40 protein-coding genes are annotated in these 24,817 nt (G+C 33.3%); 16 read left to right on the plus strand and 24 right to left on the minus strand.

The window, feature by feature from the left end; all coding sequences use genetic code 11:
• Window positions 1-238: 238 nt before the first annotated feature.
• Entirely contained in the window at window positions 239-727 is a 489-nt protein-coding gene (locus Nisw_RS00830) for a DUF4352 domain-containing protein (RefSeq protein ID WP_141975662.1), read from the plus strand.
• Window positions 728-828: 101 nt separating this feature from the next.
• Window positions 829-1,233, plus strand: a complete 405-nt coding sequence (locus tag Nisw_RS00835) for a histone (protein ID WP_141975664.1) — start codon at window positions 829-831, stop codon at window positions 1,231-1,233.
• Between the two features lie 81 nt (window positions 1,234-1,314).
• Here Nisw_RS00835 and Nisw_RS00840 read toward each other — a convergent pair whose 3' ends face one another.
• The 9 genes from Nisw_RS00840 to purQ all read right to left on the minus strand — a co-directional run bounded on the left by Nisw_RS00840 (window position 1,315) and on the right by purQ (window position 8,786).
• Entirely contained in the window at window positions 1,315-1,719 is a 405-nt protein-coding gene (locus Nisw_RS00840) for a PPOX class F420-dependent oxidoreductase (RefSeq protein ID WP_141975666.1), read from the minus strand.
• On the minus strand, window positions 1,712-2,032 hold the full coding sequence (locus tag Nisw_RS00845; protein ID WP_141975668.1) for a hypothetical protein: 321 nt from the start codon (window positions 2,030-2,032) through the stop codon (window positions 1,712-1,714). The genes Nisw_RS00840 and Nisw_RS00845 overlap by 8 nt, the downstream gene beginning before the upstream one ends.
• Window positions 2,033-2,069: 37 nt before the next feature.
• Window positions 2,070-2,573 (minus strand): winged helix-turn-helix domain-containing protein, encoded by a 504-nt coding sequence (locus tag Nisw_RS00850; RefSeq protein ID WP_141975669.1) that lies wholly within the window; start codon window positions 2,571-2,573, stop codon window positions 2,070-2,072.
• A 348-nt stretch (window positions 2,574-2,921) separates the two neighbouring features.
• Complete coding sequence (purC, locus tag Nisw_RS00855) at window positions 2,922-3,746, minus strand: phosphoribosylaminoimidazolesuccinocarboxamide synthase (RefSeq protein ID WP_141975670.1); 825 nt, start codon at window positions 3,744-3,746, stop codon at window positions 2,922-2,924.
• A gap of 33 nt (window positions 3,747-3,779) precedes the next feature.
• Complete coding sequence (locus Nisw_RS00860) at window positions 3,780-4,166, minus strand: hypothetical protein (protein WP_141975671.1); 387 nt, start codon at window positions 4,164-4,166, stop codon at window positions 3,780-3,782.
• Window positions 4,167-4,200: 34 nt separating this feature from the next.
• Window positions 4,201-4,479, minus strand: a complete 279-nt coding sequence (locus Nisw_RS00865) for a DUF427 domain-containing protein (RefSeq protein ID WP_141975672.1) — start codon at window positions 4,477-4,479, stop codon at window positions 4,201-4,203.
• Between the two features lie 2 nt (window positions 4,480-4,481).
• Complete coding sequence (gene purF / locus Nisw_RS00870; protein WP_141975673.1) at window positions 4,482-5,951, minus strand: amidophosphoribosyltransferase; 1,470 nt, start codon at window positions 5,949-5,951, stop codon at window positions 4,482-4,484.
• On the minus strand, window positions 5,944-8,109 hold the full coding sequence (purL, locus tag Nisw_RS00875) for a phosphoribosylformylglycinamidine synthase subunit PurL (protein WP_141975674.1): 2,166 nt from the start codon (window positions 8,107-8,109) through the stop codon (window positions 5,944-5,946). Before purL ends, purF begins: the two co-directional genes overlap by 8 nt.
• Complete coding sequence (purQ, locus tag Nisw_RS00880; protein ID WP_141975675.1) at window positions 8,106-8,786, minus strand: phosphoribosylformylglycinamidine synthase subunit PurQ; 681 nt, start codon at window positions 8,784-8,786, stop codon at window positions 8,106-8,108. The genes purL and purQ overlap by 4 nt, the downstream gene beginning before the upstream one ends.
• An 85-nt stretch (window positions 8,787-8,871) precedes the next feature.
• Here purQ and Nisw_RS09370 point away from each other — a divergent pair, with 85 nt between their 5' ends.
• On the plus strand, window positions 8,872-8,994 hold the full coding sequence (locus tag Nisw_RS09370) for a hypothetical protein (RefSeq protein WP_255430797.1): 123 nt from the start codon (window positions 8,872-8,874) through the stop codon (window positions 8,992-8,994).
• On the opposite strand, the gene purS is transcribed toward Nisw_RS09370, so the two are convergent.
• From purS to Nisw_RS09025, 3 genes are all read right to left on the minus strand, one after another.
• Window positions 8,991-9,251 carry a phosphoribosylformylglycinamidine synthase subunit PurS gene (gene purS, locus Nisw_RS00885; RefSeq protein WP_141975676.1) on the minus strand — a complete coding sequence of 87 codons (261 nt, stop codon included), beginning with the start codon at window positions 9,249-9,251 and terminating at the stop codon, window positions 8,991-8,993. The two genes, Nisw_RS09370 and purS, sit on opposite strands and share 4 nt — an antisense overlap.
• Before the next feature lie 136 nt (window positions 9,252-9,387).
• A complete protein-coding gene (locus Nisw_RS00890) occupies window positions 9,388-9,774 on the minus strand; it encodes a hypothetical protein (protein ID WP_255430798.1) in 387 nt (128 codons plus the stop codon).
• Window positions 9,775-9,820: 46 nt separating this feature from the next.
• On the minus strand, window positions 9,821-9,976 hold the full coding sequence (locus Nisw_RS09025; RefSeq protein ID WP_185736636.1) for a hypothetical protein: 156 nt from the start codon (window positions 9,974-9,976) through the stop codon (window positions 9,821-9,823).
• 113 nt (window positions 9,977-10,089) lie between these two features.
• Here Nisw_RS09025 and Nisw_RS00895 point away from each other — a divergent pair, with 113 nt between their 5' ends.
• Genes Nisw_RS00895 through Nisw_RS00905 form a run of 3 tightly spaced genes read left to right on the plus strand, consistent with a single transcriptional unit; the run spans window position 10,090 to window position 11,608 of the window.
• Window positions 10,090-10,554: a hypothetical protein gene (locus tag Nisw_RS00895; RefSeq protein WP_141975677.1), complete on the plus strand. Its 465-nt coding sequence runs from the start codon at window positions 10,090-10,092 to the stop codon at window positions 10,552-10,554.
• 27 nt (window positions 10,555-10,581) lie between these two features.
• Window positions 10,582-11,373 (plus strand): twin-arginine translocase subunit TatC, encoded by a 792-nt coding sequence (gene tatC / locus Nisw_RS00900; RefSeq protein ID WP_141975678.1) that lies wholly within the window; start codon window positions 10,582-10,584, stop codon window positions 11,371-11,373.
• A gap of 28 nt (window positions 11,374-11,401) precedes the next feature.
• Window positions 11,402-11,608 carry a twin-arginine translocase TatA/TatE family subunit gene (locus Nisw_RS00905; RefSeq protein ID WP_012215156.1) on the plus strand — a complete coding sequence of 69 codons (207 nt, stop codon included), beginning with the start codon at window positions 11,402-11,404 and terminating at the stop codon, window positions 11,606-11,608.
• On the opposite strand, the gene Nisw_RS00910 is transcribed toward Nisw_RS00905, so the two are convergent.
• Together Nisw_RS00910 and Nisw_RS00915 are read right to left on the minus strand one after the other, a co-directional pair.
• Complete coding sequence (locus Nisw_RS00910) at window positions 11,605-12,033, minus strand: SRPBCC family protein (RefSeq protein ID WP_141975679.1); 429 nt, start codon at window positions 12,031-12,033, stop codon at window positions 11,605-11,607. The genes Nisw_RS00905 and Nisw_RS00910 overlap by 4 nt on opposite strands.
• A gap of 5 nt (window positions 12,034-12,038) precedes the next feature.
• The gene (locus Nisw_RS00915) at window positions 12,039-12,596 is read right to left on the minus strand and encodes a UbiX family flavin prenyltransferase (RefSeq protein ID WP_141975681.1); all 558 of its coding nucleotides are present in this window, start codon (window positions 12,594-12,596) and stop codon (window positions 12,039-12,041) included.
• 298 nt (window positions 12,597-12,894) lie between these two features.
• Here Nisw_RS00915 and Nisw_RS00920 point away from each other — a divergent pair, with 298 nt between their 5' ends.
• Both Nisw_RS00920 and Nisw_RS00925 read left to right on the plus strand, forming a co-directional pair.
• The gene (locus Nisw_RS00920) at window positions 12,895-13,986 is read left to right on the plus strand and encodes a formate--phosphoribosylaminoimidazolecarboxamide ligase family protein (RefSeq protein WP_141975683.1); all 1,092 of its coding nucleotides are present in this window, start codon (window positions 12,895-12,897) and stop codon (window positions 13,984-13,986) included.
• A gap of 686 nt (window positions 13,987-14,672) precedes the next feature.
• Window positions 14,673-14,933, plus strand: a complete 261-nt coding sequence (locus Nisw_RS00925; protein WP_141975685.1) for a hypothetical protein — start codon at window positions 14,673-14,675, stop codon at window positions 14,931-14,933.
• On the opposite strand, the gene Nisw_RS00930 is transcribed toward Nisw_RS00925, so the two are convergent.
• A complete protein-coding gene (locus tag Nisw_RS00930; protein ID WP_141975687.1) occupies window positions 14,930-15,178 on the minus strand; it encodes a hypothetical protein in 249 nt (82 codons plus the stop codon). The genes Nisw_RS00925 and Nisw_RS00930 overlap by 4 nt on opposite strands.
• Before the next feature lie 153 nt (window positions 15,179-15,331).
• Window positions 15,332-15,724, minus strand: coding sequence for a hypothetical protein (locus Nisw_RS00935; protein ID WP_141975689.1), 393 nt, complete (start codon window positions 15,722-15,724; stop codon window positions 15,332-15,334).
• A gap of 36 nt (window positions 15,725-15,760) precedes the next feature.
• Here Nisw_RS00935 and Nisw_RS00940 point away from each other — a divergent pair, with 36 nt between their 5' ends.
• Window positions 15,761-15,958: a hypothetical protein gene (locus Nisw_RS00940; RefSeq protein ID WP_141975691.1), complete on the plus strand. Its 198-nt coding sequence runs from the start codon at window positions 15,761-15,763 to the stop codon at window positions 15,956-15,958.
• Here Nisw_RS00940 and Nisw_RS00945 read toward each other — a convergent pair whose 3' ends face one another.
• Window positions 15,959-16,177 (minus strand): hypothetical protein, encoded by a 219-nt coding sequence (locus Nisw_RS00945; protein ID WP_141975693.1) that lies wholly within the window; start codon window positions 16,175-16,177, stop codon window positions 15,959-15,961.
• A gap of 40 nt (window positions 16,178-16,217) precedes the next feature.
• Window positions 16,218-16,652: a bifunctional nuclease family protein gene (locus Nisw_RS00950; protein ID WP_141978425.1), complete on the minus strand. Its 435-nt coding sequence runs from the start codon at window positions 16,650-16,652 to the stop codon at window positions 16,218-16,220.
• Window positions 16,653-16,801: 149 nt separating this feature from the next.
• On the opposite strand from Nisw_RS00950, the gene Nisw_RS00955 reads away from it, so the two are divergent.
• Together Nisw_RS00955 and Nisw_RS00960 are read left to right on the plus strand one after the other, a co-directional pair.
• On the plus strand, window positions 16,802-18,619 hold the full coding sequence (locus Nisw_RS00955; protein ID WP_141975695.1) for a CBS domain-containing protein: 1,818 nt from the start codon (window positions 16,802-16,804) through the stop codon (window positions 18,617-18,619).
• Between the two features lie 35 nt (window positions 18,620-18,654).
• The gene (locus Nisw_RS00960) at window positions 18,655-19,467 is read left to right on the plus strand and encodes a hypothetical protein (RefSeq protein ID WP_141975697.1); all 813 of its coding nucleotides are present in this window, start codon (window positions 18,655-18,657) and stop codon (window positions 19,465-19,467) included.
• Between the two features lies 1 nt (window position 19,468).
• Here Nisw_RS00960 and Nisw_RS00965 read toward each other — a convergent pair whose 3' ends face one another.
• Window positions 19,469-19,732 (minus strand): hypothetical protein, encoded by a 264-nt coding sequence (locus tag Nisw_RS00965; RefSeq protein ID WP_141975699.1) that lies wholly within the window; start codon window positions 19,730-19,732, stop codon window positions 19,469-19,471.
• A 73-nt stretch (window positions 19,733-19,805) separates the two neighbouring features.
• On the opposite strand from Nisw_RS00965, the gene Nisw_RS00970 reads away from it, so the two are divergent.
• Window positions 19,806-20,042, plus strand: coding sequence for a hypothetical protein (locus Nisw_RS00970; protein WP_141975701.1), 237 nt, complete (start codon window positions 19,806-19,808; stop codon window positions 20,040-20,042).
• A 5-nt stretch (window positions 20,043-20,047) separates the two neighbouring features.
• Window positions 20,048-20,614: a hypothetical protein gene (locus Nisw_RS00975; RefSeq protein WP_141975703.1), complete on the plus strand. Its 567-nt coding sequence runs from the start codon at window positions 20,048-20,050 to the stop codon at window positions 20,612-20,614.
• Here Nisw_RS00975 and Nisw_RS00980 read toward each other — a convergent pair.
• Together Nisw_RS00980 and Nisw_RS00985 are read right to left on the minus strand one after the other, a co-directional pair.
• Complete coding sequence (locus tag Nisw_RS00980) at window positions 20,607-20,882, minus strand: DUF5615 family PIN-like protein (RefSeq protein ID WP_141975705.1); 276 nt, start codon at window positions 20,880-20,882, stop codon at window positions 20,607-20,609. The two genes, Nisw_RS00975 and Nisw_RS00980, sit on opposite strands and share 8 nt — an antisense overlap.
• Before the next feature lie 187 nt (window positions 20,883-21,069).
• The gene (locus tag Nisw_RS00985; protein ID WP_141975707.1) at window positions 21,070-21,249 is read right to left on the minus strand and encodes a DUF1059 domain-containing protein; all 180 of its coding nucleotides are present in this window, start codon (window positions 21,247-21,249) and stop codon (window positions 21,070-21,072) included.
• Between the two features lie 144 nt (window positions 21,250-21,393).
• On the opposite strand from Nisw_RS00985, the gene Nisw_RS00990 reads away from it, so the two are divergent.
• Window positions 21,394-21,606, plus strand: a complete 213-nt coding sequence (locus Nisw_RS00990) for a hypothetical protein (RefSeq protein ID WP_141975708.1) — start codon at window positions 21,394-21,396, stop codon at window positions 21,604-21,606.
• A gap of 2 nt (window positions 21,607-21,608) precedes the next feature.
• On the plus strand, window positions 21,609-21,815 hold the full coding sequence (locus Nisw_RS00995; RefSeq protein ID WP_141975710.1) for a hypothetical protein: 207 nt from the start codon (window positions 21,609-21,611) through the stop codon (window positions 21,813-21,815).
• Here the strand turns inward: Nisw_RS00995 and Nisw_RS01000 are convergent.
• Both Nisw_RS01000 and Nisw_RS01005 read right to left on the minus strand, forming a co-directional pair.
• A complete protein-coding gene (locus tag Nisw_RS01000; RefSeq protein ID WP_141975712.1) occupies window positions 21,812-22,156 on the minus strand; it encodes a hypothetical protein in 345 nt (114 codons plus the stop codon). The two genes, Nisw_RS00995 and Nisw_RS01000, sit on opposite strands and share 4 nt — an antisense overlap.
• Window positions 22,157-22,187: 31 nt before the next feature.
• On the minus strand, window positions 22,188-22,565 hold the full coding sequence (locus Nisw_RS01005) for a DUF6659 family protein (RefSeq protein WP_141975714.1): 378 nt from the start codon (window positions 22,563-22,565) through the stop codon (window positions 22,188-22,190).
• Window positions 22,566-22,665: 100 nt separating this feature from the next.
• Here Nisw_RS01005 and Nisw_RS01010 point away from each other — a divergent pair, with 100 nt between their 5' ends.
• Window positions 22,666-23,283: an O-methyltransferase gene (locus Nisw_RS01010; RefSeq protein WP_185736637.1), complete on the plus strand. Its 618-nt coding sequence runs from the start codon at window positions 22,666-22,668 to the stop codon at window positions 23,281-23,283.
• Here Nisw_RS01010 and Nisw_RS01015 read toward each other — a convergent pair.
• A complete protein-coding gene (locus Nisw_RS01015) occupies window positions 23,275-24,723 on the minus strand; it encodes a hypothetical protein (RefSeq protein WP_141975716.1) in 1,449 nt (482 codons plus the stop codon). The two genes, Nisw_RS01010 and Nisw_RS01015, sit on opposite strands and share 9 nt — an antisense overlap.
• Window positions 24,724-24,817 lie beyond the last annotated feature (94 nt).

Here is a 24,817-nt window from a genome sequence, read left to right on the forward strand (position 1 = left end):
CCCTATTTTTAATGAAAAATTACCAAAAAATTTCCAAAAAACAGACCAAAATAGGCCAAAAAAAGGCCAAGATGGAATGCAAGATCTGGTCAAAATTCCGTGGATTTTATGTCATAAAGTGTCGTAATACTATCAGAGTTTAGGCCCCTGCCCCTCTCACTTGTGCAATTTTGCACCGGGGTCTAAGCACTTTTTTTCCAAACATTGCAACTATATATCAAAAAAATCATGATTTTTTGTGGCAGGTTTAGGGGTAATCATAGTGATTGGAGCCATACTTGTTTCAATGGGGGCTGCAATGTACACATACACACAATATCAAACAAACTTTATTGAAACTACAGCAGGGGAAATAGTCACTGTTGGACCTGTAGAATACACAATTACATTTGAGGGAACACATGAAGGAGATAAAGAGACACAACCAGAAAATACATTTGTGATGATAGGAATTACTGCAAAATACATAGGAGATGAGGAAAGAACTCTACTCTCAGGAGGACAATTTTACATTGTTGATGAAAAGGAGCAAAAACATGAAGCAGTTTATGGTGAATTTTCTTCAAAAGATCTTCTTTTAGAATGGTTAGAGCCCAACAAACCAGTAGAAAAAACAACACAATTTGACATTCCATTTGATGAAGAAAAAATATACAAAATAATTATCAGACCACAAAAAGAACAATCAACAGTTGATACTGCACTAGTTTGCATAACAAATTGTTGATCGGAAAATTAAAAATCAAAAATAATTGTCAAATTTTTCTATAGTTTACGTAATAATGTGTGACTTTTACCATATAACACACATCATTTTTGAAAAAAATCATGGCAATATCTAAAGCCAAAAGAGCCGAAGCAGCTAAAAAAGCAGCACGAACTCGAAAGAGAAATGCAGCTAAAAAAGCAGCTGAAGCAGCAGCAGCAGCAGCATCTCGTAAGAGAAAAGCAGCACGAAGAAGAAATGCAGCTAAAACAGCAGCACCAAAACGACGTACTGCAGCTAAACGTAAGGCAGCTCCAAAGAGGAGAACTGCAGCTAAACGTAAGGCAGCTCCAAAGAGAAAAACTGCAGCTAAAAGAAAAGCAGCTCCAAAGAGAAAGGCAGCACCAAAACGCAAAGCCGCTCCAAAGAGAAAAACTGCAGCTAAAAGAAAAGCAGCTCCAAAGAGAAAGGCAGCACCAAAACGCAAAGCCGCTCCAAAGAGAAAGGCAGCTAAACGTCGACGTTAAGCTGTCTATGCTAACTTTTTTATGATTTACATCCTACATTTATTATGTTTCTAAACTCGAATTTAGAAACATTCTATATTGTTACTCAGAGATTTTCAATTCAGGTAAAACAAAAACTTTGTTTGGTTTTATTTTTAGTATAACTCTTTTTTCATCATCACGTTTGAAAGGATAATGTTCACGTCCCATGTATTGTTGTGTTAATTTGTCTGCATGTTTGTAATCGTAGTCTGGAATTAATTCTTCAACAACTCCACGGATAGTTGCCATGTCAAGAGGATTATCTTTTGATACAACGGAAACTGCAACTCTAGGATCACGTAAAACGTTTTTGTGTTTAATTCTGCCTTCTGCAGTATTTACCAAAACATAACCATCTTCAAAATTTGCCCAGACAGGTGAAACTTGTGGAGAACCATCTTTCATTACAGTTGCAATATACACAAGATTTTTTTCAGAAAATAATTTTATAGCTTTTTCATCCATTTACCTCATCTCTCCATATTGTTGGAAGTTGTTCAATTTTTGTAATTATCTCAAGTGCTTTTTGGTTATCTTTTTCTTGCATTGCCACTGAAAACTCATATCCCAATCGGATCGCCTCAGGAGAAAGATCTTTTATTGATTCAAGATCTTTGCCTTCAATTTTTATTCTCTCTCCAATTGCACACATTTTCCAATTATCAGACATGTCCTGGTGTTCTTGACCAAGTTCTTGTTGAACATGATTACGCCAATTTGTAAGAGTCATCTTTTCGATTAGATCTTCTGTTTTTTGGCTGTAAAATACACGCACCATACAAGAATTTCTTACAAGAAATACTTAGGTGTAACGATTATTTTTTGCCAGAATTCTCGAGGACATTTGTCATGGCGCGATTCATAATCTCCATTATCAAATACTGAGAATATTCTTCAGATTTTTTGCCTTTTGTTTTTCCAGTTTTTGGAGTTAATCCCTTGAGAATTTTTTCAATTTTTGTAGAGGTGTTATCGATGATTTTGGAATATTTTGATTCAAAATCTTCAGGGGTTTGAAAATCAAGTAGCTTTGTAGAAGTGCTGTAAAATTTTGTAATAGCACCTCGAGATTCCTCAATTTTAACAATTTCAATTAATCCAGATTCTTTGAGAATCTCTAAATGATGACGGATTGTTGTTAATGCTTTTTTGAATCCAGATTTTTTTAATGTAGTTGTAATCTGATCAGCAGAGAGAGCTTGATGATATAATATCTCAACAATTTTTGCACGTGCAGGGTCTTCAATTGCTCGGGCGTGTTCAATACTTGTCGTAACAATACGATTTACTTTGATTGGCTTTTCTAGTAACGTAGACATACTGAATTTACCTTTATTTCTGATCTAAAAGATCCTTGTATCATATTTTTTTGTCTAATCGCATCAATTTTTTTTCATATCTAAAAAAATCATACCGCTATCAAATATACTGTTAGGACTACAATAATTATCATAGTGCAATCAATAAAAATAATACCACTACAATGTATCTTGTACTGGATAAAGAATTATTGTAACGGTCTAAGATTTTTTGTAAAATATCAAAAAACCCATGATCATGGGACAAAGGTCTGAAAACATGCTATCAGGACATAAATTTTCATATTTTCAAAAATACAATTCGAGTTGAAAGTTAACTACTAGTCAACATTAAATGTAAAAATGAATCTACAAGGATTTACCAGAGATTTTTTCATATGCAGTGACATAACGTTCTGTCATTTTAGAAATAATTTCAGAAGGAATTTCAGGTGCAAGTGGTTCTTGTCCGTTATCACGAGCATCATCAAATTGTTTTTGATATCCATTTGCAGTTAACCAATCTCGTAGGAGTTGTTTATCATATGCTTCTTGGATTTTTCCAACCTCAAAGGAGTCTTTTGGCCACAACCGATATTCATCAGGACCAATAGAATCACCCAGAGTGATCTTACCATCTAAAATTCCAAATTCTAATTTCAAATCAGCCAAGATAAAACCAACATTATCTGCAATTGCAGCCATCTTTTTGTAAATTTCAATCGAAGTTTTTTCTAACCAATTGTATTGTTCTTCAGAAACAAGATTCATTTCAATTGCTTTTGTTTTGTCAATTGGAATATCATGTTCAGATTTGGTAGTAGGATCAAATATTGGCTCTGGAAGTTTTGCAGCAAGAGTAGTGTCAGTTCCCTCAGGAACTTTAACTTCACCTTTCTTCCATCTGCTTACCAAACTACCATAAAAATAACCACGTACTACACATTCTATTGGAAGCATTTTCATTTTCTTTACAAGTATCTCGGTTTCAGATTCACGTTTAATGAAATGATTTGGAACATCTAGTTCATTGAACCAAAATTCAGCAAATTTGCATAGAACTTCTCCCTTCCTAGGAATATCTTGCTTGAATTTGACATCATATGCAGAAACTCGATCAGAGAATTTGAAGAGTAAAGTGGTATCATCAACATCATAAAGATCCTTTACCTTTCCACTGGTAAGAAATTTCAAGTAAAATTACTTTGTTTTTACAGAATTTAACTGCTAGGAACCCATCATGCCAACCATTTTGGGCATTTCACGGTAGGCCTTGTTAACAAATATGTCGTTATCAGCACTAATCATTACAAATTCCATAGAGTTTTCTGGAGGTGGAGATACGATGATCTTTTGCCCAACATTTAGAGTCTGAATATCCAAGATATCACCATCACCAAAATTTATGTGGAGATTAGTTATTGGTTTGGCACCAATGTTTTGAATAGTAACTCGACCCATGGTAAACATTCCTTGCTCATCTAAAAGAGGGTCTACAAAAATTTCATAATCTTGAGTGGTTACAGAAAACTTGAAAAAATCTGCACCAAAAACTGCACCAATTATCACAATTACCCCAATACCAACACAAAGAAGTGTAGTGTACTGTTTCACAAAAACCCTATAGTATTTCTAATAATTAAATTGGTTACTTTACTTCAACGCCATTCCAAAATGCAACCATGCCCTTTATCTTCATAGCAGCATCATTTGGTTCTGCATAATACCATGCACAATCTTTGTTTGTTTTTCCATTAACTGTTACAGAGTAATAATTCGCCATTCCTTTCCATCCACAAAAACTAGTCATGTCAGTTTTTTCAAAGTATTCTTTTTTGATAGAATTTATAGGAAAGTAATGATTGCCTTCAACAACTACAGTGTCATCACTTTCTGCAATTATTTCTCCATTCCAAATTGCTTGCAATGTTAACTTGCTTCTCCTTTGATTTCTTCTCTGCTCTTAAACTCTGGAGTAATTCCAAGGGAATCATAATTTCCAGAGGCACATGTAAAACACATAGAATCAGTTGGAATTCCAACAGCTGCTGCAAGATTCTCAGCATCATTATATCCCAAAAAGTCAGCACCTATACTTTTTCTTACCATATCTATTGTTTCTTCATCAGATTGGTCTTTTCCATTAGAAAATGTTGCAAGTTCTTCTTGAGATGGGAAATCAATTCCAGCATAGCAAGGGAATTTGATTGGAGGATATGTAATCACCATACTGATTTTTCTTGCACCAGCACGTCTTAGTGCCTTGATTATGGCTTTAGAACTAGTACCTCTAACTAAGCTATCATCAATTACAACTACATGTTTTCCTTCAATAATTTCTCTAATTGGAATAATCCATCGATTAATTTCTATTCTGTCAGTTTGGTGAGGTTCAATGAAACTTCGTAATGGGCCTTTCTTACTGTATCTATCTTTGAGCAATCCTTCATCAAAAGACACACCAAGTTCTTGAGCATATCCTAATGCAGCAGGTCTTGCAGAATCAGGTACAGGTATTACTAAATCAGCATCTTTTATAGGAAATTTCTTTGCAAGATAACGACCAATATTTTTTCTTGCAACATAGATGTTAGTACCTTCCATGTTACTTGTAGGATGAGCAAAATAAGTAAATTCAAATGAACAATGTGCACGTTTTGAATCATCAGAAAACATTTCAGTTTCAAGACCATCTTTGCTCATTCGGATTAATTCACCAGGAGTTACGTTTCGTTCCATTTTAGCTCCTACTGCAGAAACAGCAGAAGATTCTGATGCAACAATGTAAGTATCATCAGATTCTTTATGACCTAAAACCATTGGACGAAATCCTTTAGGATCACGTGCAGCGTAAACGGAATTATCATCAGAGATAAAAGTAAAACAGTAAGAACCAACCATTTCATTTTTTAGGACAGACAATGCTTTTCCCATTTGTCCATTTTCAGAAATTAATGAAACAAGTCTTTGAGCAGCAACCAAAGTATCACTTGCATTTTGAGGAGTAAATGAACATCCACCAACTAAATTTGATAATTCTTGAACATTAGCAATGGTACCGTTGTGAGCAACACAGAGATCTTTTACTTTGAGAGGCTGGGCATTTTCCAGTGAACTTCTGCCCATAGTAGAATACCGAACATGTCCAATTACACACGGGGAAGAATACTCTTCAGAGATTGTTTTGAATTCAGATGATGCAGCAGATACGAGACCTAGTCTTTTGAGTGGAGGTTTGTTTGGAATTGCAAGACCCCATGCTTCTTGACCTCTATGTTGTAAAGCACGTAATGCATCAATTGCCATTGGAATAACGTTGGTACCACTAAGACTATAAATTCCAATTACGCCACAATTTTCTTTTGGTTTATCATCAAGAATATGCTGAGGTTTATCCATGCAGTACCAAATCCCTTAACGAATTTAACCAAGTTTTTTGTGCTTTATCAACTCTTAGATCTATAATTGATTTTGTTCCCTTTACGAATTGAATCTTATCTCCTCCAAATTTACCTATAATATTGTATGATGTCTTGTTCTTTTTGAGAATTTTTTCAATTTTTGAGAGATTTTTCTTATCAAATGTTAAAAGATAACGAGAGTGACTTTCAGAAAATAATATTCTGTCAACATCTAATTTTTGAGAAGAGACTTTATCCAATGATACTTTGCATCCAATTTGGTTATTCATAGATAATTCAGATACTGCAACAGCCAATCCACCTTTTGAGCAATCATGAACAGATTTCAAAAGTTTTTTTGGAATTATTTCCAATATAGACTTCATATTTTTCTTAGATTCAGCAAAATCAACTGTAGGACATTTTCCACCAATGAATTTGTGTATGTATTCAAAGTACTCTGAACCGCCGAGTTCATCTTTGGTTTCTCCAACAATTATTAGACAATCATCTTTAATGATTCTTTGAGAAATCTGAGGATTTTTCTCAATTAGTCCGATAACCCCAATTAACGGAGTGGGTTTGATAGGGCCACTAGGAGTTTCATTATACAGACTAACTTTGCCTCCAACACAAGGAATTTTGAAGTCTTTTGCAAAATCAGTTAGTCCTTTTAGAGATTCTAAGAATGTCCAAAATATTTCAGGATCCTTCGGATTTCCAAATTGAAGATGATCTAACATTCCAATTGGTTTTGCTCCAGTACAGACAACATTTCTACATGCTTCTTCAAAACATCCAATTGCACCTTCTCGAGGATTAATGTAACATTGTTTTGGATTCCCATCAATCTTGACTGAAAGGAATTTCCCATTATCCAGCCTCAAAACAGATGCATCTCTTCCAGGTTTTATCACAGTTCTAATTCCAACTTCGTGATCATATTGTCCATACACCCAAATTTTACTTGCAATGTTTGGAGATGCAAGTAGTTTCATCATTGTTTTAGAATAATCAGATATTGGTTTGAGTTTCTTTTCTTTTTCAATATTTTTTAGATATGCGGGTTCTTTTGAGGGTAAATCAAGTAAGGTTGCATTTGCAACAACGTCTGTTGGAAGATTTGCAAATGTTTTTTTGCCTTTTTTGACATGCATTTGATGATCAGATTTTACACTTCCAATTACAGAGCAACCAATTCTGAATTTTTTACAGATTGCTTGTAATTTTTTGAATTTGGATTTACTAGTAACAATTAACATTCTTTCTTGAGATTCAGAGACCATAATCTCATCAGGATGCATGTCCGATTCTCTAGTGTGAACTTTGTCTACATCCATCTCTATTCCAATTTCTAATGCATCGGCAGTTTCAGAAATGGCGCAAGACAATCCACCACCGCCCAAATCTTTCATTGCATGAATGAGTTTTTCATTTCTTGCTTCCAAAACTGCTTCAATGATTAGTTTCTCTATAAAGGGGTCAGGGATTTGTACTGCAGAGCGGTCTTCAGACTCTAAAGAATCAGATGCAAACTGAGAGCCTCCAATTCCATCTCTTCCGGTGGAGCCACCCATCAGAACAACAATGTCTCCTTTTTTAGCATGATTTTTTATCAAGTTCTCTTTTTTGCCGAATCCTATAGCGGCAACATCTACTAGAGCATAATTTTCATAACATTGATCAAACTCAACTTCTCCACCAATAGTTGGAATGCCTAAACAATTTCCATAATCAGCAATACCAGTAACTGCATTTTTGAATAACCATCTTGCTTGTTGATCTTTTTCAATATCACCAAATCTTAATCCATCAAATATTGCAATAGGTCTTGTTCCAGCAGACAGAATATCACGAATTACACCACCAACACCAGTTGCAGCTCCTCCATAAGGTTCTACGGCAGAAGGGTGGTTGTGACTTTCAATGTGTGCTGTCACAACATATCCGCCACCAACATCTAAAACACCAGAATCATATCCTTTCTCAGTTATTACAAGAGGGCCTTTCATTGGCAACATTTTGAGATGTCTTTTTGAAGATTTGTAAGAACAGTGTTCAGACCATTCTGCTGCAACAATTTGAAGTTCTGTAGAAGTTGGGTCTCTTCCAATTTTGGATTTTAGTTCAGATAATTCTTGAGGCTCTAAACTCAATTGCTTACACCTATTTTAGATAATAGAGATTCAAAGATTAGAGAAGAAGGTTTGTTATCAATTGGATTGATTTCTGATTCAACAGCTCTTTCAGGATGAGGCATCATACCAACAACATTTCCATCTTCGTTACAAACACCTGCAATTCTATCTGAAGAGCCATTTACTACTTGCTCATATCGGAACACGATTTGATTTTTCTTCTTTAGTTCTTTCAGAGTATCATCATCAACATAGTATCTACCCTCACCATTTGCAATTGGGATTGGAATTTTTTGGTGAAGTTTGAATTGATTTGTAAATGGAGTTTTGTTATTTTCTACAATTAGGTTTGTCCACTCACACATAAAATTAAGAGATTCATTTTTGAGTAAAACTCCAGGCAAAAGACCAGATTCTACTAAAATTTGAAATCCATTGCAGACTCCCAAAATAGGAATTCCTTTTTTAGCTAATTTTTGAACATCCTTAATGATTGGGCTATGAGCAGCAATGACTCCTGCGCGAAGCCTATCTCCATATGAAAACCCTCCTGGGAGAATCACAGCATCAATATTTTTTGGGAGAGACTTTTCATGCCAAAAGTATTGTGCATCAAGATTAAAGACATCAGTTAGAACATGATACATGTCACGATCACAATTACTGCCAGGAAAAACTACTACCCCCACTTTCACAATTAGAATTAGATCTAGAGATATTTAATTTGAGTCTAGTGAGAAAAAATTATTGGAAAAACAATCGTGATCGCATGTCTCATGTATGAGATATCATACAGAAAGATGTCATTCTATTGAACAAGATAAAACAATACACTATACGGATGTAGTTCTAAAAGAAAAAGAGATCAGTTTCTTGGCGATGATCAAAGATGAAAAACCTTAGGCATCAAAAACGTCAATTGTGACTTTGCTTACCATAGGATTGTAGATACGTAAATCATCACAGATTTCTTGAACTTTAGATTGGGCAGTTTTTTTGTCCTTTTCTTTAATTGTGAATTTTAGCATTTTTGCAGTTTTAATTTTTGATACAGTTTTGTGAGTTCCCTTCAGTACCAAGTCATTAAGGATTGTATCACCTTCAGGATCACTGATTCCAGGCTTGTTTTCGATAGTTACATGGACATTATACATTGCCATAATAATTTGCAGAATTGAATTGAGGTTAATCTATCTTCCGAATGGTTTTGTGTTTTTATACTTATTTTGAAATAAACAGTAAAGTTTCCGGTTCTGAGGACTTGTGTTGTGCAGATATTACCCAGCCCAGAATCGGTTACTTTGAGTTCATGTTATTTTTTACAAATTCAGTATATTTTCTATAGAGTCCTGAGACATATTGGGGATTTTCTATAATGAGTTGTTTGTTTTTCAAATCTTCTTTTGATTGAAACATTTCTTTTTCGATGATTCCTTTGTTATCGAGAGTTATACAAAGATCTTGCCATGCAAATACTTCAGATGCATTTCTATTTGCAGTTGCATAATACACATACAATAATCGAAGTTTATTGTATTCATCTTGAGTCATATGTTTTCCCAAGATATGATTTCTTTTCAAAGATTGAAAATAGACCAAACCGTCAGCAGTTAACACATAATCAAAAAGCTTTGGATAATCGTCAAGCTCAATTGGATAAAGAGGGTTTTTTTGATCTATCATGAATAATTAGAATTAGGGATAGTAAATGAATAATTGTATTGTTGAGTTATGCTTTGTGTTTTTTTAATCCTTCACTTAGAACTAAATTCAAAACATGTGAGAAGCTAACGGATTTTGTAGAGTTTCGGATCATCTTGGCTTGGATATTTCGTAGTTTTTCAGCATGTTCAGTTTTTAACACAACAGTGATTCGGTCTCCCAATAATCATGATACATGTTTTTCATATAAAAGGAGACACCAAATGCTCCAACAATAGATCTAGTCACGGTCAGGCAATATTGGAATTTATATCAGAATGATTTTGATAAATCAATATGGCAAGATCGAGATATTGGAAGATCACTTCTGAAGAGATGGAAGGATTCAGTTACAAAGAAGAAAACTTGCTAAATTGGGAGATAAAATGTGTAAGAGAACCAGAAGATGAAGCACATTTTATCGGAGTTTTCATGTATCGAAATGGTACAGCATATGATTATGAGTCAGTAAAAGGAATTTGTTATTTTCATAACAACATAGACAGAAAAGAATTGCCGGAGATTACCAGTTTCCTTCAAGGGAAATTCGGGGGAAAAGAGATGGAGAAGGGAGAAAGGATTTTCTTAAGGGATTCACAAGAAATCTACTCAAGCAAGGATATTGCAAGTTTGGCAAAAGAGATGGAATCCAAATTCAACACAAAGGCCATAATTTCTTTAGAATTTGACGGTATTTCCATAGAGCAGTTAAAAGAAGATGGATTGCCGGAAGCAAAGTTGTTGCCAATTCCCGGCAAATAGATATAGCTAAAAACACAAAGAGATCAGATGTCAGAGCTAGATGGTATCAATCAGCATTTTGAAGAATTACGAAAAAGAATACTTCGTATTGTATTGGTAATCGGAATCATCACAGGGTTCATTCTAACATTTCATGCCGAACCAATTCAAGTGGGTCAAACTATATTATACTATCCAACACCTGAACCATTAAACAACATTGCAGCACAGATTACCAACCATATGAAAATTAATCTTGTACCTGAAGATGTACAATTAATTCAAACAGCACCAGGTCAAGCATTCTTTGCACAAGTGTACATTGCAGCTTTGGTGGGAATTGTAGTTGGGATGCCAGTAATCATCAAAGAGTTGGTAGGATTTATCAAACCAGCTCTTAAAGAAAACGAAATTAATGTTAGCAGAAGCATCACAATTCCAGCATTAGGATTATTCATTACAGGATGTGCATTTTCTTACAATCTAGTTATCCCATACATTCTTGAGTTCTTATACAGATATGGTGAATCAGCAGGATTAGTTACATTTCTCAACGTAATAGAATTTGTAACTTTTGTGTTGCAATTCTTGTTAGCATTTGGATTTTCATTTCAGCTTCCACTTGTAATGTATGCAATATCAGCATCAGGGATGGTTGATGCAGATTTTTGGCGCAAAAACATCAGATATGCAATTGTCATAATTGTGATCTTTGGTGCAATAATTACACCTGATGGAAGTGGTGTTACAATGTGGTTTATTGCAGGACCAATGATTGCATTGTATGCTACAGGCATGGTTCTCATTGAGCGTAAAGAACGCAAAAAGTTGAACACTTAAATCCGAATTTAGATAAAGAGACTCAGAAATGTTTGGAATGAATTTAGCCAATTTCATTGCAGGTCAAGAATGGATATTCATCATAGTTATTGCTGTAGTGTTAATTTTTGGTGCCAAGAAAATTCCAGAATTAGCAAAAACCTTCGGTAAGGCTAAAGGAGAATTTGAGAAAGGTAAGATCGAAGGTGAAAAAGAACTTAAAGACTTCAAAGATAAAGAAGCAAAATCAGACTAATTTTCAGCAATTTTTATAAAATTATCTATAATTTCTTCATAGTTTTGCTGATATCGATTTTTAGAAAACATACTACCAATTTTCATTTTTCCCTTTAATTTCAAATCCACATTAACTAGAATTTTTGTGCCATGAGGTGTTTCAATGAATTGTTCTTGGATGTGAGAGCCTTTGGCATCACCTCCAATTACAAAGACATCGTGCAATACAGGTTCATCAGTTACATGTTTTGCCATAATTACTAATTCATCATCCCCCAAATTCAGATGTTCCTCAACTACTGCAACATTATCTCTGATAGAACGAATTCTAATTGATGGAAAAAACTTTGGAAATGTTTTTTGATAGTTTTCATAATCGGAGAAAATTTTGTAGACAGTGTTTCTATCAGAAGAACATGTTTTTTCAAAAGAGAATTGTGGCAATTAATTTAGGAAGTGCCCCATCTAGGGTATAAATTATGTTCAATGTCAAATTGGTCTAAGCATTTTCCTACACCATGGTTTACAATATCATCAATTGATTGAGGTTTGGTATAAAATTCAGTCACGGGAGGTAAAATAACAATACCAAGTCTTGAAAGTTTTAACATATTTTCTAGATGAATTGCAGATAATGGAGTTTCTCTAACCATTAAAATTAATTTTCTAGATTCTTTGATTGTAACACCAGCTGCACGTGCAACAAGTGTGTCATCATATCCGTTAGCAATTGCAGCCAAGGTTTTCATACTACAGGGAGCAACAATCATTCCATCGATTCTATGAGTTCCACTAGAAACACTTGCAGCCATATTTTTTTCATCAGAAACATTAGTTGCAAGAGATTTTACATAGTCTACGGTGAATTCAGTTTCCATGGGAATACATTTTGCACCCCATTCAGACATTATCAAATGAGTCTCAATGTTTAATTTTTTTAGAATCTCAAGCATCCGAATTCCATAGATAACTCCAGTGCTTCCAGTAATCCCAATTATTAGTTTCAATAATTTAGATTAGAATGTAGAGTATTTTATGTATTAGATAGAATTGTATCATTAGCACTAGATAGGAGGCTCGTCATTTTTGAAAGAGGTTTCAAGCTCCTTTCTTTCTTTTCGTCGTTTTAACCAAAGGCTGATTCCTCCAACGGCCATTGCAGTTAGCAGAATTACGCCAGCCATCTGCAATTCAAAACTATACAGCACGGTTATGAAAAACACCAATTTCAGAAAAATCTTGCGATTTTGTCCGATCCTAAAAATTGAAAATTAGCTATATTAGATCCTAATTTCAAGGCATTATGTGATAAAGAGTTCTGAGATCAAGAAAATTGTTAATGAGTACTCAGATGTAAAAATAGGCGTTCTTGGAAGCCATTCAGCACTAGAAATAATGGATGGTGCAAAAGATGAGGATTTCCAAACTAGAGTGTTTTGCCAAAAAGGCAGAGAGGGACCCTATCAGAGATTTAATAGAATTGCAGATGAAATTACAGTATTAGATAAATTCAAAGAGATGGCATCAGCCAAAATCCAAAAAGAGTTACGAGAGTCAAATACGATTATTGTACCACATCGTTCCCTCACAGTATATCTAGGATACAAGACAATTGAGAATTCTTTCAAAGTTCCAATCTTCGGAAACAGAAAGTTGTTTCAAGCAGAAGAAAGAACTGCAAAGAAAGGGCAATACTATCTTTTAGAAAAAGCCAGAATAAAATATCCAAAATTATTCAAGGATCCTAAGAGAATTAACAAACCTTGTATTGTCAAAGTACAAGAAAAAAACAGACCACTAGAAAGAGCATTTTTTACAGTATCATCTTACAAAGATTATGTTACAAAATCCGAAGAAAAGATCAAACAAGGAGTGATAGCAAGAAAAGACCTAGAAAAAGCAAGTATTGAAGAATTGGCAATTGGAACATACATGAATTTTAATTTCTTCCACACTCCGATTTCAGACCAAGTGGATTTCATTGGAATTGAGAGAAGATTACAAACAAACATTATGGATTTCAATGCATTACCTGCAAAACAACAATTAGATATCGATATAGATTTGCAAAATATCGAAGTAGGCCACACACCTGCAAGCATTAGAGAATCACTCTTAGAAAAGGTACTCAAAATAGGAGACAAGTTTGTAAAAGCAGTCAAAAAAGAATACGCCCCAGGAATCATTGGGCCATTCTCACTCCAAAGCGTAATAACAAAAGATTTGGAATTAATTGTATATGATGTATCATTACGAGTTCCAGGAAATCCTATTGTTGCAACAACCAGCCCATACACAAAATACCAATACGGTCAAACATTTGGAGTTGGCAGAAGAATTGCCATGGAAATCAAAAGAGCACAAGAAGAAGACAGATTAGATGAAATAGTTACATAGAAAAATTTTCGTGGAAAAAATAATTTTTAGAAATTAAAAAGGCGCAACCCCAAATTGCAGAACTTTGAGAGATTCCCTCTCGTGGTCAAACGTCTAAACGTTTGATGGCCTTTAACGTTCTGCGGGGCTACGCGGTTTATTCGTTAGATTTTTTAACTAACGACATCAATTACTATAGGAAATTTTACTATTTAAGATTTAGTGTGAAAAATTACAAGAAAGATCCAAAAATATTATAAAATTTTAGTTAAACAAACCACATACAAAAACATATTTTCAAAATGAATTATTTGGATTTTGTTAATTGGTTAGATTGGAAATATACTGAATACCATTCGTTCTAATTTCAGGTGATTAAAACGGTTTGACACTTGAAATTGAATTGCTGATACCAATTAACAAAATAATGCTTTTCCGGAGAAAAATTTGTTAGCACCAGGATTTTTTTCATCTTTTCTTTATAACTAAATCCAAGTTTTTTCCTTTGTGAAGTGTAAGAATTGTGGGAATGATCTGATAGATGTCAGGCAAAAATTTTGTTCTTTGAATTGTCAGGATGAATACATTACAAATTTGGAGAATATCATAAGAGAAGTTACAAAAAAAGACATGTCGCATTCACAAAAATTGGCAGAATCAGAATAGTTAATTTAAAAAAATAAAGGGGTGATTACAAATAGGAAAATATGGGTAGAACCATCTTTGTCAAAGAAATAATCACAATCGCAAAAGAGCCAAAACTGTGTCCAACTTGTGAGAAAGAAGATAGATTAGAAAGAGATGTGATCCGAGAAGAAAGATCAGATGGAAAAACAATTCTTTGTACTCGTTGTGAGGCATTAATCGTAGTTACAAATTTGAATCTAAAACAAGTAGAACTATCCTCAAGAAAAGACGATACAATAATGCTCAAAGAGCCTCATTTAATTAGAAAAGTGGCTTATTAGTCCTCAGATTTTGACAGTAATTCTTCAATGATATGTCTTCTAACATTTGCAATCTCCCAATCTCGAAGATTAGCAAGTTTGCATTCTTCTTTTATTATCAATCCGACTAAACCATCACTCCACATGTGACGTTTTGGATCATAAACTTGAATAATTTTTCCACGCTTTTTTATTCTAATTGCACCATGGCACCTATCAATTACTTGTAACGCAACTTTTTTGTATAGTTTTTCAAAATTTACCATATCTAAAAAGGAAATACTAGTATCAAAAAGGTTCCTGACATATGAATAATAATATACTATTAACAAACAACATAATTTGCTGATGATTAACCGACAACTAAGCTAATCACTGAATGATGATGAGTTTGCCGAATTATGAAGCAGAATTTTGAATCAAGTACTTCTATTCTCAACATATACAATCATAGAAAGTGGGGGAGATAGTGCTTCCGGATTATCTACACTTTCCCAGACAAAAACTTGGATATGAAAAGTTCCAGATTCAGTTGGAGTCCAGGATTGAGATGGAGAAAATGATTGTCTTGGAGACAGTGACCCAGTTAACCACGATAGCGAAATTACAACACCCTGATCATTTTTTACTTGTGTCAAATATGCAAAGTTCTGAGAAATGTCTTGATTATTTGAGATGTCAGCCATGATCATAATTTGTTCATCAACATAGTGAGTTTTTTCCCCAGAAGGGATTTCAGAAGATACAGGGTCAGCAAAAGCCATACCACTACTCAAAGTTATCAAAAATACAAGAAATGTTGTAATCTTCATAACGAGTATTAGTAAGTTGGATATTTAATCTAGCTAATGGCAAAACTGCCTGAAAAATTTCCAGAGTACTCCATAATGTACAAAACAATTTCCAATCAGATCAAAAATTTAGAAAAGCAAAAAGAAGATGCGTCAAAAGAAAATATATTGGAATTGGATGCAAAAATCACAAAGTATCAAGAAGAATTAGATAGAATAAAGAAAATGTTTCCAGATAATTTTTTTGAAAACTAGTCACTCGTGATGATGATCATGACCACAATCACATTGATGACCTTCGCCATTTGCTGCCATTAATTTTTGAACCATCTCATCTCGAATTTTTAACAAATCACCGACTTGTTTTTTGTGAGAATCAGAATCCCAATTTCCTTGATGTAATTCCCTTACAACATCAATTATTTCAAGATCCACATTTAGTAGATTGTCCATTAATTGTTCTTGCTCATTCATGATAAACCACAATCAAACTAGGAGAAAAACTGTTCTAATATCAGGTTTCAGCTTCCATGCTTTCTTTTAGGAGAGTTTTTCTAACTAAAATTGGAATATTATAGTATGCAGCAAGTGCCATGGCATCAGATGCACGATAGTTTCTCAAAACAAGGTCTTTTTTGCCTGTAAAGTATAGATTTGCTCGTAAAACCTCACCGCTTTCATAGATTTTGACTTTAACTAGAACCAATTCATTTTCTTCGCAAATATCTTCAATCATTTTGTAAATCGAAGGAGCAGTTTCGCCACCTTTCTCATCACCAAAACTTGAGATATGTTTTGCAACTTCGCCAGAAAAGGCTCTCATGTGAAATTCTTTTCCATTATCAGACTTTAGAATCACCATGCCTTCAACAGCATAGGGGTCAACAAATCCAACATAATCAATTTTTACCGATTCGTAATCAGGCTCTTGTGCTTGATTGATATCCATTATACGCATAAACTTCACGCTCAGTGCTTATAAAGATAGCAAAATTAAGAGATCAATTAAGATCATTTAACCAAGGTAAATTTTTTTTAAACGATCAAATCTGAAGCGTAACCCCAAATTATTTAAAATCCCTAACTAAGGGTAGCTTAATGTCGACAAATCCAGAACGTGCTGTATCATATGTTCTAAACAAATCAGTAACAGAGTACATGGACAAAGACGTTTTGATTCTTAGTCAGAATACATTAACTAGAGAAGCAGCTAGAATGTTGCGTCACTATGAAACAGACGACATTGTTGTTACAGATGAAAATAGAATCCCAGTTGGAATTGTTACAGATGAGGATATTCTAAGTAAAGTAAGTGATGTTACAGTATATGCTGAAGCTACCAAACTAAAGGACATCATGACAACACCACTTGTTACAATTAATGAAAAATCAACATTGCAAGATGCATTACATAAAATGAGAGATAACAGTATTAGGAAATTACCAGTCATATCAAAAAAGAACGAAGTAATTGGAATGGTTTTTCAAACAACAATTGCAAATGTAATAAGAGATGCAACTGCATCAGAGCCACGATTATTGAGTCCACCAGTAAAAGCAGTGCTGGGCAATCTAGGATTTGTTTTGCAATTTGCAGGAGTATTGTTACTGGTTCCAGCAATTGTTGCAACAATTTTAGAAGATACTACAACGGCTACAGGAATTTATCTTACAACAGTTCTGTTACTAGTCACAGGTTTCTTTTTGAACTCATATGGAGAAAAAGCGAGTTTAAATCTACAACAGGCATCGATACTGGTGTTTTCTAGCCTGTTTTTGCTGTCTTTGTTTGGAACGGTTCCGTATCTGTATGTTCTACCAGGTGAAGAATCAGGAGTAGAAGTATTTGGAAATGCATTCTTTTCAAGTGCAGCAGGATTCACAACAGGAGGGATATCTCTATTTCACACACCAGAGGAAGAACTTACTCAGAGTTTCACATTCTATCGTAGTTACACACAACTTGTAGGAGGAATGAGTTTCATTTATCTGGTAATTACAGCATTTTATCCAGAATCAAAATTACAATCAATGCGTGGTTTTATTTCCGGTAGAACTCTTCACATGAAAGAACTATTTTCAACAATTACTGTCATCTTTGCAGTATACATTGTAATTGTTGCAATGCTTTTGTATTTCTTTGGTCAAGAGAATCTACTTGATGACTTTTCATTAGCTATGAGTACGCTTGCTACAGGAGGTTTTGTTCCATCATCAACTATCATTGAAAGTCTAGGATGGCAAGAAGAAGTGATTTTGATGGGAGCAATGATACTAGGAGCATTGCCATTTACATTCCATTACGCATTTGTAAGAAAGAAATTCCTTGCACCAAAATTAGGAAAAGAAGTTCTCACATACTTTGCAATTTTAGGAGGTGCAACAGCATTGTTTATCGGAATAAGTGGATTGGAGCCATTAGAAAGTACATTTTATTCTGTTTCTGCAAGCACTACTGCAGGACTTCAACTACAAAGTTTAGCAGGATTAGGAGGATTTGCTCATGCAATTTTAATCACATTGATGTTCATTGGAGGATGTGGTTTTTCAACAGCAGGAGGATTAAAGATTTTCAGATTATTCCATCTCAAAGATTGCAGATCATTTTTCAACAATGTAAAAAGAAAGGAACTTTCAATACAAACAAAAAAAGAAATCATATCCACATTAATCATTATAGGACTATTTCCGTTAATATCAGCCATCACAGGACTACATCTTGCAGAGACAGAAGATGTGCCTTACCAGGACGCGTTTTTTGAGGCTGCAGGAGTAATAACTACAGGAGGACTATCTGCAGGAGTAATTGATTTTGATACTGATCCTGCAACAAAAATTGTCTTAGGATTCCTGATGATATTTGGAAGACTCGAAATAATTGCAATCATATACATTTTTGTGCCCAGATTAAGTTAAGATAGAATTTAATCTCATGGTAAAAAGACAGCATCATGGACCAGACAAATTCAGTTAGTAAAGGCAAAAAACTAATTGTATTAGGATTTGTTTCCATTGCGCTATTATTCATAATTTATTCAAGATATCAGGATTCAGAATTACTAACACCTAGTGCAATTGAAGTGATTCAAAGAATTGCATACATCTTTTACATTGCGCTACTAGCATCATTTGGAGCAATTGCTCTTGGAATGTACAGATACCATAAAGGTAAGATAGAAAAGAATGAAAAAAACCTCTCAACAATAATTGCATTAGTTACTTGGAACAAAAAATCAAGAAAAATTTTCGTGGCAACTTTTGTAGGATATGGCATATTTTTTGCGCTTGTGTCAGGAACACTGGTGTATCAACCAGAAGTCACCTTTTCAATACATTACGGTGCAGAGATTCCATCAGGATTTGTTGCACCTTGTTGTGGGGAATTAGGATACATGCCAAAGATAATCATTTATCTTACTGAACATGTGGGATTACAAATAATTCCAATAAACTTGGTGTTACAAGTAATTGTTTCATATTTAGTTGCATTAAACACAACAATTGCAATTAGCGCATACACATTTTCCAAACAAGGAAGTGGTATGAGTGGAATTGGTGCAATTGTAGGTGCATTTATCGCATGTCCGACTTGTGCAGGCACATTTTTCTCATTATTCATTGGAACAGCAAGTGGAATTGCATTATCTCTTGCATTAGCACAATTACAGACACTGCTAATTGCAGTATCAATACCAATTCTTTTAGTCACGCCATACATCATGGCAAAAAAGTTACGTAACCCTGATGGAAGTTGCAAAATCTAATTTATGTAAACCAGTGATTAAATTTCCTTACATGAGGACGTTTCCAGTTTCCAATATCATAGCCATCTCGTCGCAAAAACTTGAGAGTGAATTTGTAAATTAATTCATCATGATCAACTTGTTCTAAAATTTGAGACCACAAAACTCTTCCATTTTGTTCAATTTGATCTTTAAAATTAGGATTAAGTGATTCTGCAATCTCTTTGCATTCATCAAGTGTTTTTCCGTTCTTGTACGCTCGAACACGTCTGTCACATTTATCCATATTAATACAGAGTTTTGAAATTATTTTAATCTAATAGTGTTTCAAACAAATACAAGAAGAAAAGATAACTAGTATGGGTATTAACAGCGCTTCTGAATATGTAGATTTTTTCATCAATCTAAACATGGGAAAAGAGGTTAGTTTGATTAGTTTTGTAAACAATGAAAAACTAGTCTTGAAACAAAAATTAGAAAACAAGAATATTCCAAAAGAGCCTATCAAAAAAGGAATAGAGATCTTAGAACAACTAGCAAAAGAGATTAGTGAAATGGGTCAAAGCAAAGTCATAGCAAAATATCAAAAACAGTGAAAATTATGGATAAAAATTCAGAGATAATCAGAATAGAAATCATCAGAATTCTAAATGAGAACGGAAAAACCAGAGGTACCGAATTAGCAAAGAGGGTTATTGAAAAGGTGGGAAATGAAAAAACAGTATACAGAGAAATCAGTGCACTAGTAGAATCAGGAGATATTGAAAAAAAAGTTCACAGTAGAGCACATATTGAATATGAACTAGTAAATCTATACGAGTCAGTAAATAATCAACTAAAAAATCTACACAGTGAAGTAAAGACAATTTATGATGAGATAGAAAACTTTGAGGCAATTAGTAAGACAGAAAATTTTTCATTTCATGAAAGACTAAGATCAGTAATTCATCTAATACAAATTGTTCAGTCAACTGATGGGATTATGAAACTATTATCATTTTATCCAACATTTAGAAAAGACAAAATGTTTCCACAAATTAATAGAAAAATTGATGATTGCTGGCAAGCAATTATGACAAACATCTCACATCAACCAGAAGATGTGTTTCTAAATGAGGTTTTAGCAAATTTGAGAATTTCTCACATAGATGCAAAAAATATTAACTAAAATTTTTTAGTTTTTCAATAATTACTTTGAGAATTTCTTCATCATCAAGAAGAATCAGTGGAAAATCATTTTCTTCACTTGCCTTTCTAAATTCAGTATCCTTTGTAACAATAATCAAGTCATTCTTTCTAGCATAGTTGATAATAGAATAATCAGAACCTAATTTTTCTCCAGCCTTTTGTAATTTTCTAACACTTAGTGCATCATATCCGTGTTCTTTAAGACGATCATCCATCCCATCTAGATTTTCATCAACAAGAATTTTCATAATTAAACTAAATTTGATTTCAATATTAGTGTAAAATTATCAAAGGCAATTCAGGAACACATGTAAGGCAGACTTTGAGAATACGATAGTCATACCCGTTTACTGCAGGATTTGATAGAATCCAGCAAAAATAGCATGACATGCATTGCAAAATCTATTTTTTATTCTGTTTTGAGCCCAAATATGTTTATGAGTTTATTTGCGTCAAAATCCTCTTTTTGATATAGCTACCCAAGGTTCCAGGAGAATATTCTATTCCGTGTTCTTTTGCCATATGATTCCAATATGAAAAAACTACTTGCTCCATTTCCCCATTTATTGAGTAATCACAGTCAAAACCACATTCGTCGCACCTAATATCGACCATAAAAAATCATCAAATTAGTAGAATAAAAGAGACGTTAGAGAAAATCTAAAAATTTGTTTAGTTTTTTAGAAAAATTTGTATGAACATAAGTAAATAAGAATATTAAAACACCAAATACTTATTTTACAAAAAAAAGACCATTTTGTGGACATAAAAGAAGAAGATACATCAAAAGAATCAAAACAAAAGCACATCAAATATTTCAAATCATTGACAAAAACAATTGAAGATATCAGAGAAGAGGAAAAACAAGAAAATGATCCTGTGATTAAAAATCACCTTGAAAAGAGGATAGAAGCTATGGAAAAAGATAAGATAAGAATTAAAGAAATGTTCCCAGACATTACAGATGACTAAAAATGCCAACTCCAACAGAAAATAACCATAACAAACATTTGGATTTACTACATGACTATAAGATCCATCTTATCAAATACATCAGAGAGTTAGAAAAACTGGATCAAAAATCAGAATTTGCTAAAAAATGGAACGAAACTACAATCAAAGAAAGAAAGGAAGAACTCAAAGTAATAGATAAAATATTAAAAAATTTGATCAGGTTTTAGGATTGAGTTATATCATAAAGTTCGTTACAAAAAGAATCAAGATTTTTTATAGAAATGCCGTCAAACCAAGCAAGTTCAGAAGTAATGCTAAATCCCTGTAATTCAGGCTCAGAATTTGATTTTAAGAAGGCATTTTCATGTTTTACCATTTCCTTCAGTGTTTTCTCATCATTTTTTGAGAATTTGTAATTGCATGGCATCAAATCGATTTGAACAAAATAATTTCCATGTTGAGGATTAATCTTTGCTTTGATGAATGGTTTGTCAAATTGTTGGCAATTACGATAGTGTTTGTCATATTCAAACATCTTAGAGTCACCAAGATATTTTTGAAAAGTCATGACTATGTAAAAACAAGCAGTTTGAGTTTTGTTATAGACCTATGGTAAGTTTTTTGATTTTTGTAATTAGTCTAATTTTTGTATCAATTGGCATTTCAGGCTCCATTGTAAAGTAAATGATGTTTCTTTTGGCATATACTACCATTTGAGAAACTTTCTCTCTTTCAACATGTACGTATCGAACCTTCCCAAGAGACCTATCAAATTCTTTTCTCATAGCACGTCTTTGGGCAACTTGCTTACAAAAGTGCTCTTCTTCTTTTTGAGATTTGAGATTTGTTTTACCTGTTTTCATGATTGCTTCTCGTATGTTACCTTTAGAGTCAATAATTGCAGCAAATCTCATTTTAGAATCTAAATTGATAATTTTTTGAACGGTTTCAAGAAGATCGATTTTCTTTGCTGCCATACACAATGGTGCCATTCTCAGGCAAATATAATCTAATAAAAATAATACACGATCTTAGAATAACTAATACAGGAAGAGGTTTTGCATACCTATAGAAAATATGAACAAACCGATTTTCAAAGTTTTAGAGGAATTAGAAAATCAATCATCATTAGAAAAATCAAGACAGGTAGATGTTCCAGCAGATGAAAGGATGTTAGCAATAACAAAAGAAACAGGTGAACTCCTAAACATGATACTACGCCTAAAAAATGCAAAAAATGTCTTAGAGGTTGGAATGTCAGTAGGATATTCCACAATATGGTGCGCTGAAGCAATTGTTGAGAATCAGGGTAAAATTATAACAATAGAACAAAACCCAAAAAAGATCAACAGGGCAAAAGAAAATTTTCAAAAAGCAAATGTGTTAGACAGTATTACCATACATGAAGGATTGGCAATGCAAATACTACAAGAGTTTAATTTGAAAGAAGAATACAAAGAATTTTTTGATTTTGTGTTAATTGATGCTGATAAGGAAAATGTTATCAAATATTTCGAGATGGTTTTACCTCTAGTGTCAGTTGGAGGGGTAATTATTACAGATAATATGCTATATCCTGAAAAATACAAAGAAGATATGAAAAAATATTCATCATACATTAGATCAAACCAAAATGTCAGAACAATAACATCACCGATAGGAAACGGTGAAGAGATAACAATAAAGCTAAGATGATTTTTTCTTTGTTCTTTTTACTGTTTTACTAGTAGGCTTTTTGGTAGTTTTAGTAGAAATCTTCTCATTTAGAGATTTTAATTTCTTGTCTTTAGCAGAGATTTGTTGCTTTAATTTCTGCTGTTTTTCTTTTAGTTTTTGATTTTTTAGTTTGATTTGTTGCTCTGTCTTTTCACGTTTCTTTTTAAGAGACTCGTATGCTTTTTCTTCTTGTTTTAGTTGCTTTGCAAGTTTTTCTTGGGATTTTAGTCGCTCTTTTTCTTCTTTTGCCTTTTTAGTAATCAGTTCTTTTTCTTCAGATATAGTATTAATGAGATTAAGTCGTTCTTCTTTTGCTTTAATCAAATCAGCCTCTTTAGATTTTATCAAATTTTTGAGTTTTTCAGACTCTGCAAATTTTGCTTTTTCTGCATTTACTTGAGAAACAATAATCTCGTAATCTTTTTTTGCATTCTCCAATTCATTTTGTTTTGATTTAATTTCATTTGCAATTGATGCCTGCTCAAGTAGACGAGATTTTTGCTCTTCAATCATCTTTGCAAGCAAGATTTGTTCTGTTTCAACTTGTTTTTCAATTTTCTCTTGTTCAAGTTGTGCTTGAACTAACTGTCTTTTTTGTTGTGAGAGTTCTTTGGTAATCTTTGTTTTTTCAGAATTGATATTTTTGATAATTTTTGTTCTTTCTTTTTTGACTTTTGCTAATTCTTCTTTTTGTGCGATGATTTCCTCAGATAGTTTTGTTTGGGTTTCAATTTTGAGTCTCTCTTCTTGAATTTGTGCTTCAAGTGTTGCTTTTTCTTGAGTTACTTTTTGCTCATATTCTTTTCTGTGAGACATTAATTGTGTTAATTTTGAGCGATGAGCATCAATTTCATTTGAAATTAATTTTTGTTTATTGATTTTTTCTTCTTCTTTACGAATATCATTTGAAATCTTTTCTACTTCGGTATAATCAGGAGTAGCATTCCAACCTTTTGGCATTGTTCCTCGATTAATTTTGGGTTCAGATTCAGGTTTAGGAGGAGGGGTAGAGACAAATTCTGGTTTTTTTGGTTCAGAAATAATTTTAGTTTCTACTTGTTGTTGAGGAATTGGTTCATTAAGTTTTGATTCAAGATAGGCAGCATCAGAATGATACAAAGTTTTGTTATTTGAAATCATATCAAAGATATGTTGTAATCTTCCTGGATCACCGATTCCAGAATTGATTAATTCCTGGATTTTTGGTAAAAAATAACTTTCAGCAGAAGACTCTGATTTTTCTTCAAGATTGATTGGTGATTCTAGTTTTTTTTCAAGATAGTTTTGATCAGAACGATATAGATGGCGATTATTTTTTAGACATTCAAGTATATAGTATAATCTTCCCGAGTCACCATTTCCAGAATCAATTAGGGCTTGGACATTTTCAATTGTTTGAGACAGAGTCAATTGGGACATATTATTTGCCTGTGGTTGATTTTGTTCTAATCTAGTAAAAATAACTTTTTAAAAATAATTCACCTGTGCATAAATTTTAGGTGATTTATTAATT

Source organism: Candidatus Nitrosopumilus sp. SW (assembly GCF_006740685.1).
Taxonomy (GTDB): Archaea; Thermoproteota; Nitrososphaeria; order Nitrososphaerales; family Nitrosopumilaceae; genus Nitrosopumilus.

What these genes read in the sequence shown, in the direction of transcription:
- Nisw_RS00835 (WP_141975664.1), top strand. Translation starts at nt 829, where the DNA reads ATGGCAATATCTAAAGCCAAAAGAGCCGAAGCAGCTAAAAAAGCAGCA.
- Nisw_RS00840 (WP_141975666.1), bottom strand. Translation starts at nt 1,719, where the DNA reads ATGGATGAAAAAGCTATAAAATTATTTTCTGAAAAAAATCTTGTGTAT.
- Nisw_RS00845 (WP_141975668.1), bottom strand. Translation starts at nt 2,032, where the DNA reads ATGGTGCGTGTATTTTACAGCCAAAAAACAGAAGATCTAATCGAAAAG.
- Nisw_RS00850 (WP_141975669.1), bottom strand. Translation starts at nt 2,573, where the DNA reads ATGTCTACGTTACTAGAAAAGCCAATCAAAGTAAATCGTATTGTTACG.
- purF (WP_141975673.1), bottom strand. Translation starts at nt 5,951, where the DNA reads ATGGATAAACCTCAGCATATTCTTGATGATAAACCAAAAGAAAATTGT.
- Nisw_RS09370 (WP_255430797.1), top strand. Translation starts at nt 8,872, where the DNA reads ATGAGATATCATACAGAAAGATGTCATTCTATTGAACAAGATAAAACA.
- purS (WP_141975676.1), bottom strand. Translation starts at nt 9,251, where the DNA reads ATGGCAATGTATAATGTCCATGTAACTATCGAAAACAAGCCTGGAATC.
- Nisw_RS00890 (WP_255430798.1), bottom strand. Translation starts at nt 9,774, where the DNA reads ATGATAGATCAAAAAAACCCTCTTTATCCAATTGAGCTTGACGATTAT.
- Nisw_RS00895 (WP_141975677.1), top strand. Translation starts at nt 10,090, where the DNA reads ATGGCAAGATCGAGATATTGGAAGATCACTTCTGAAGAGATGGAAGGA.
- tatC (WP_141975678.1), top strand. Translation starts at nt 10,582, where the DNA reads ATGTCAGAGCTAGATGGTATCAATCAGCATTTTGAAGAATTACGAAAA.
- Nisw_RS00905 (WP_012215156.1), top strand. Translation starts at nt 11,402, where the DNA reads ATGTTTGGAATGAATTTAGCCAATTTCATTGCAGGTCAAGAATGGATA.
- Nisw_RS00925 (WP_141975685.1), top strand. Translation starts at nt 14,673, where the DNA reads ATGGGTAGAACCATCTTTGTCAAAGAAATAATCACAATCGCAAAAGAG.
- Nisw_RS00930 (WP_141975687.1), bottom strand. Translation starts at nt 15,178, where the DNA reads ATGGTAAATTTTGAAAAACTATACAAAAAAGTTGCGTTACAAGTAATT.
- Nisw_RS00935 (WP_141975689.1), bottom strand. Translation starts at nt 15,724, where the DNA reads ATGAAGATTACAACATTTCTTGTATTTTTGATAACTTTGAGTAGTGGT.
- Nisw_RS00940 (WP_141975691.1), top strand. Translation starts at nt 15,761, where the DNA reads ATGGCAAAACTGCCTGAAAAATTTCCAGAGTACTCCATAATGTACAAA.
- Nisw_RS00945 (WP_141975693.1), bottom strand. Translation starts at nt 16,177, where the DNA reads ATGAATGAGCAAGAACAATTAATGGACAATCTACTAAATGTGGATCTT.
- Nisw_RS00950 (WP_141978425.1), bottom strand. Translation starts at nt 16,652, where the DNA reads ATGGATATCAATCAAGCACAAGAGCCTGATTACGAATCGGTAAAAATT.
- Nisw_RS00955 (WP_141975695.1), top strand. Translation starts at nt 16,802, where the DNA reads ATGTCGACAAATCCAGAACGTGCTGTATCATATGTTCTAAACAAATCA.
- Nisw_RS00960 (WP_141975697.1), top strand. Translation starts at nt 18,655, where the DNA reads ATGGACCAGACAAATTCAGTTAGTAAAGGCAAAAAACTAATTGTATTA.
- Nisw_RS00965 (WP_141975699.1), bottom strand. Translation starts at nt 19,732, where the DNA reads ATGGATAAATGTGACAGACGTGTTCGAGCGTACAAGAACGGAAAAACA.
- Nisw_RS00970 (WP_141975701.1), top strand. Translation starts at nt 19,806, where the DNA reads ATGGGTATTAACAGCGCTTCTGAATATGTAGATTTTTTCATCAATCTA.
- Nisw_RS00975 (WP_141975703.1), top strand. Translation starts at nt 20,048, where the DNA reads ATGGATAAAAATTCAGAGATAATCAGAATAGAAATCATCAGAATTCTA.
- Nisw_RS00980 (WP_141975705.1), bottom strand. Translation starts at nt 20,882, where the DNA reads ATGAAAATTCTTGTTGATGAAAATCTAGATGGGATGGATGATCGTCTT.
- Nisw_RS00985 (WP_141975707.1), bottom strand. Translation starts at nt 21,249, where the DNA reads ATGGTCGATATTAGGTGCGACGAATGTGGTTTTGACTGTGATTACTCA.
- Nisw_RS00995 (WP_141975710.1), top strand. Translation starts at nt 21,609, where the DNA reads ATGCCAACTCCAACAGAAAATAACCATAACAAACATTTGGATTTACTA.
- Nisw_RS01000 (WP_141975712.1), bottom strand. Translation starts at nt 22,156, where the DNA reads ATGACTTTTCAAAAATATCTTGGTGACTCTAAGATGTTTGAATATGAC.
- Nisw_RS01005 (WP_141975714.1), bottom strand. Translation starts at nt 22,565, where the DNA reads ATGGCAGCAAAGAAAATCGATCTTCTTGAAACCGTTCAAAAAATTATC.
- Nisw_RS01010 (WP_185736637.1), top strand. Translation starts at nt 22,666, where the DNA reads ATGAACAAACCGATTTTCAAAGTTTTAGAGGAATTAGAAAATCAATCA.
- Nisw_RS01015 (WP_141975716.1), bottom strand. Translation starts at nt 24,723, where the DNA reads ATGTCCCAATTGACTCTGTCTCAAACAATTGAAAATGTCCAAGCCCTA.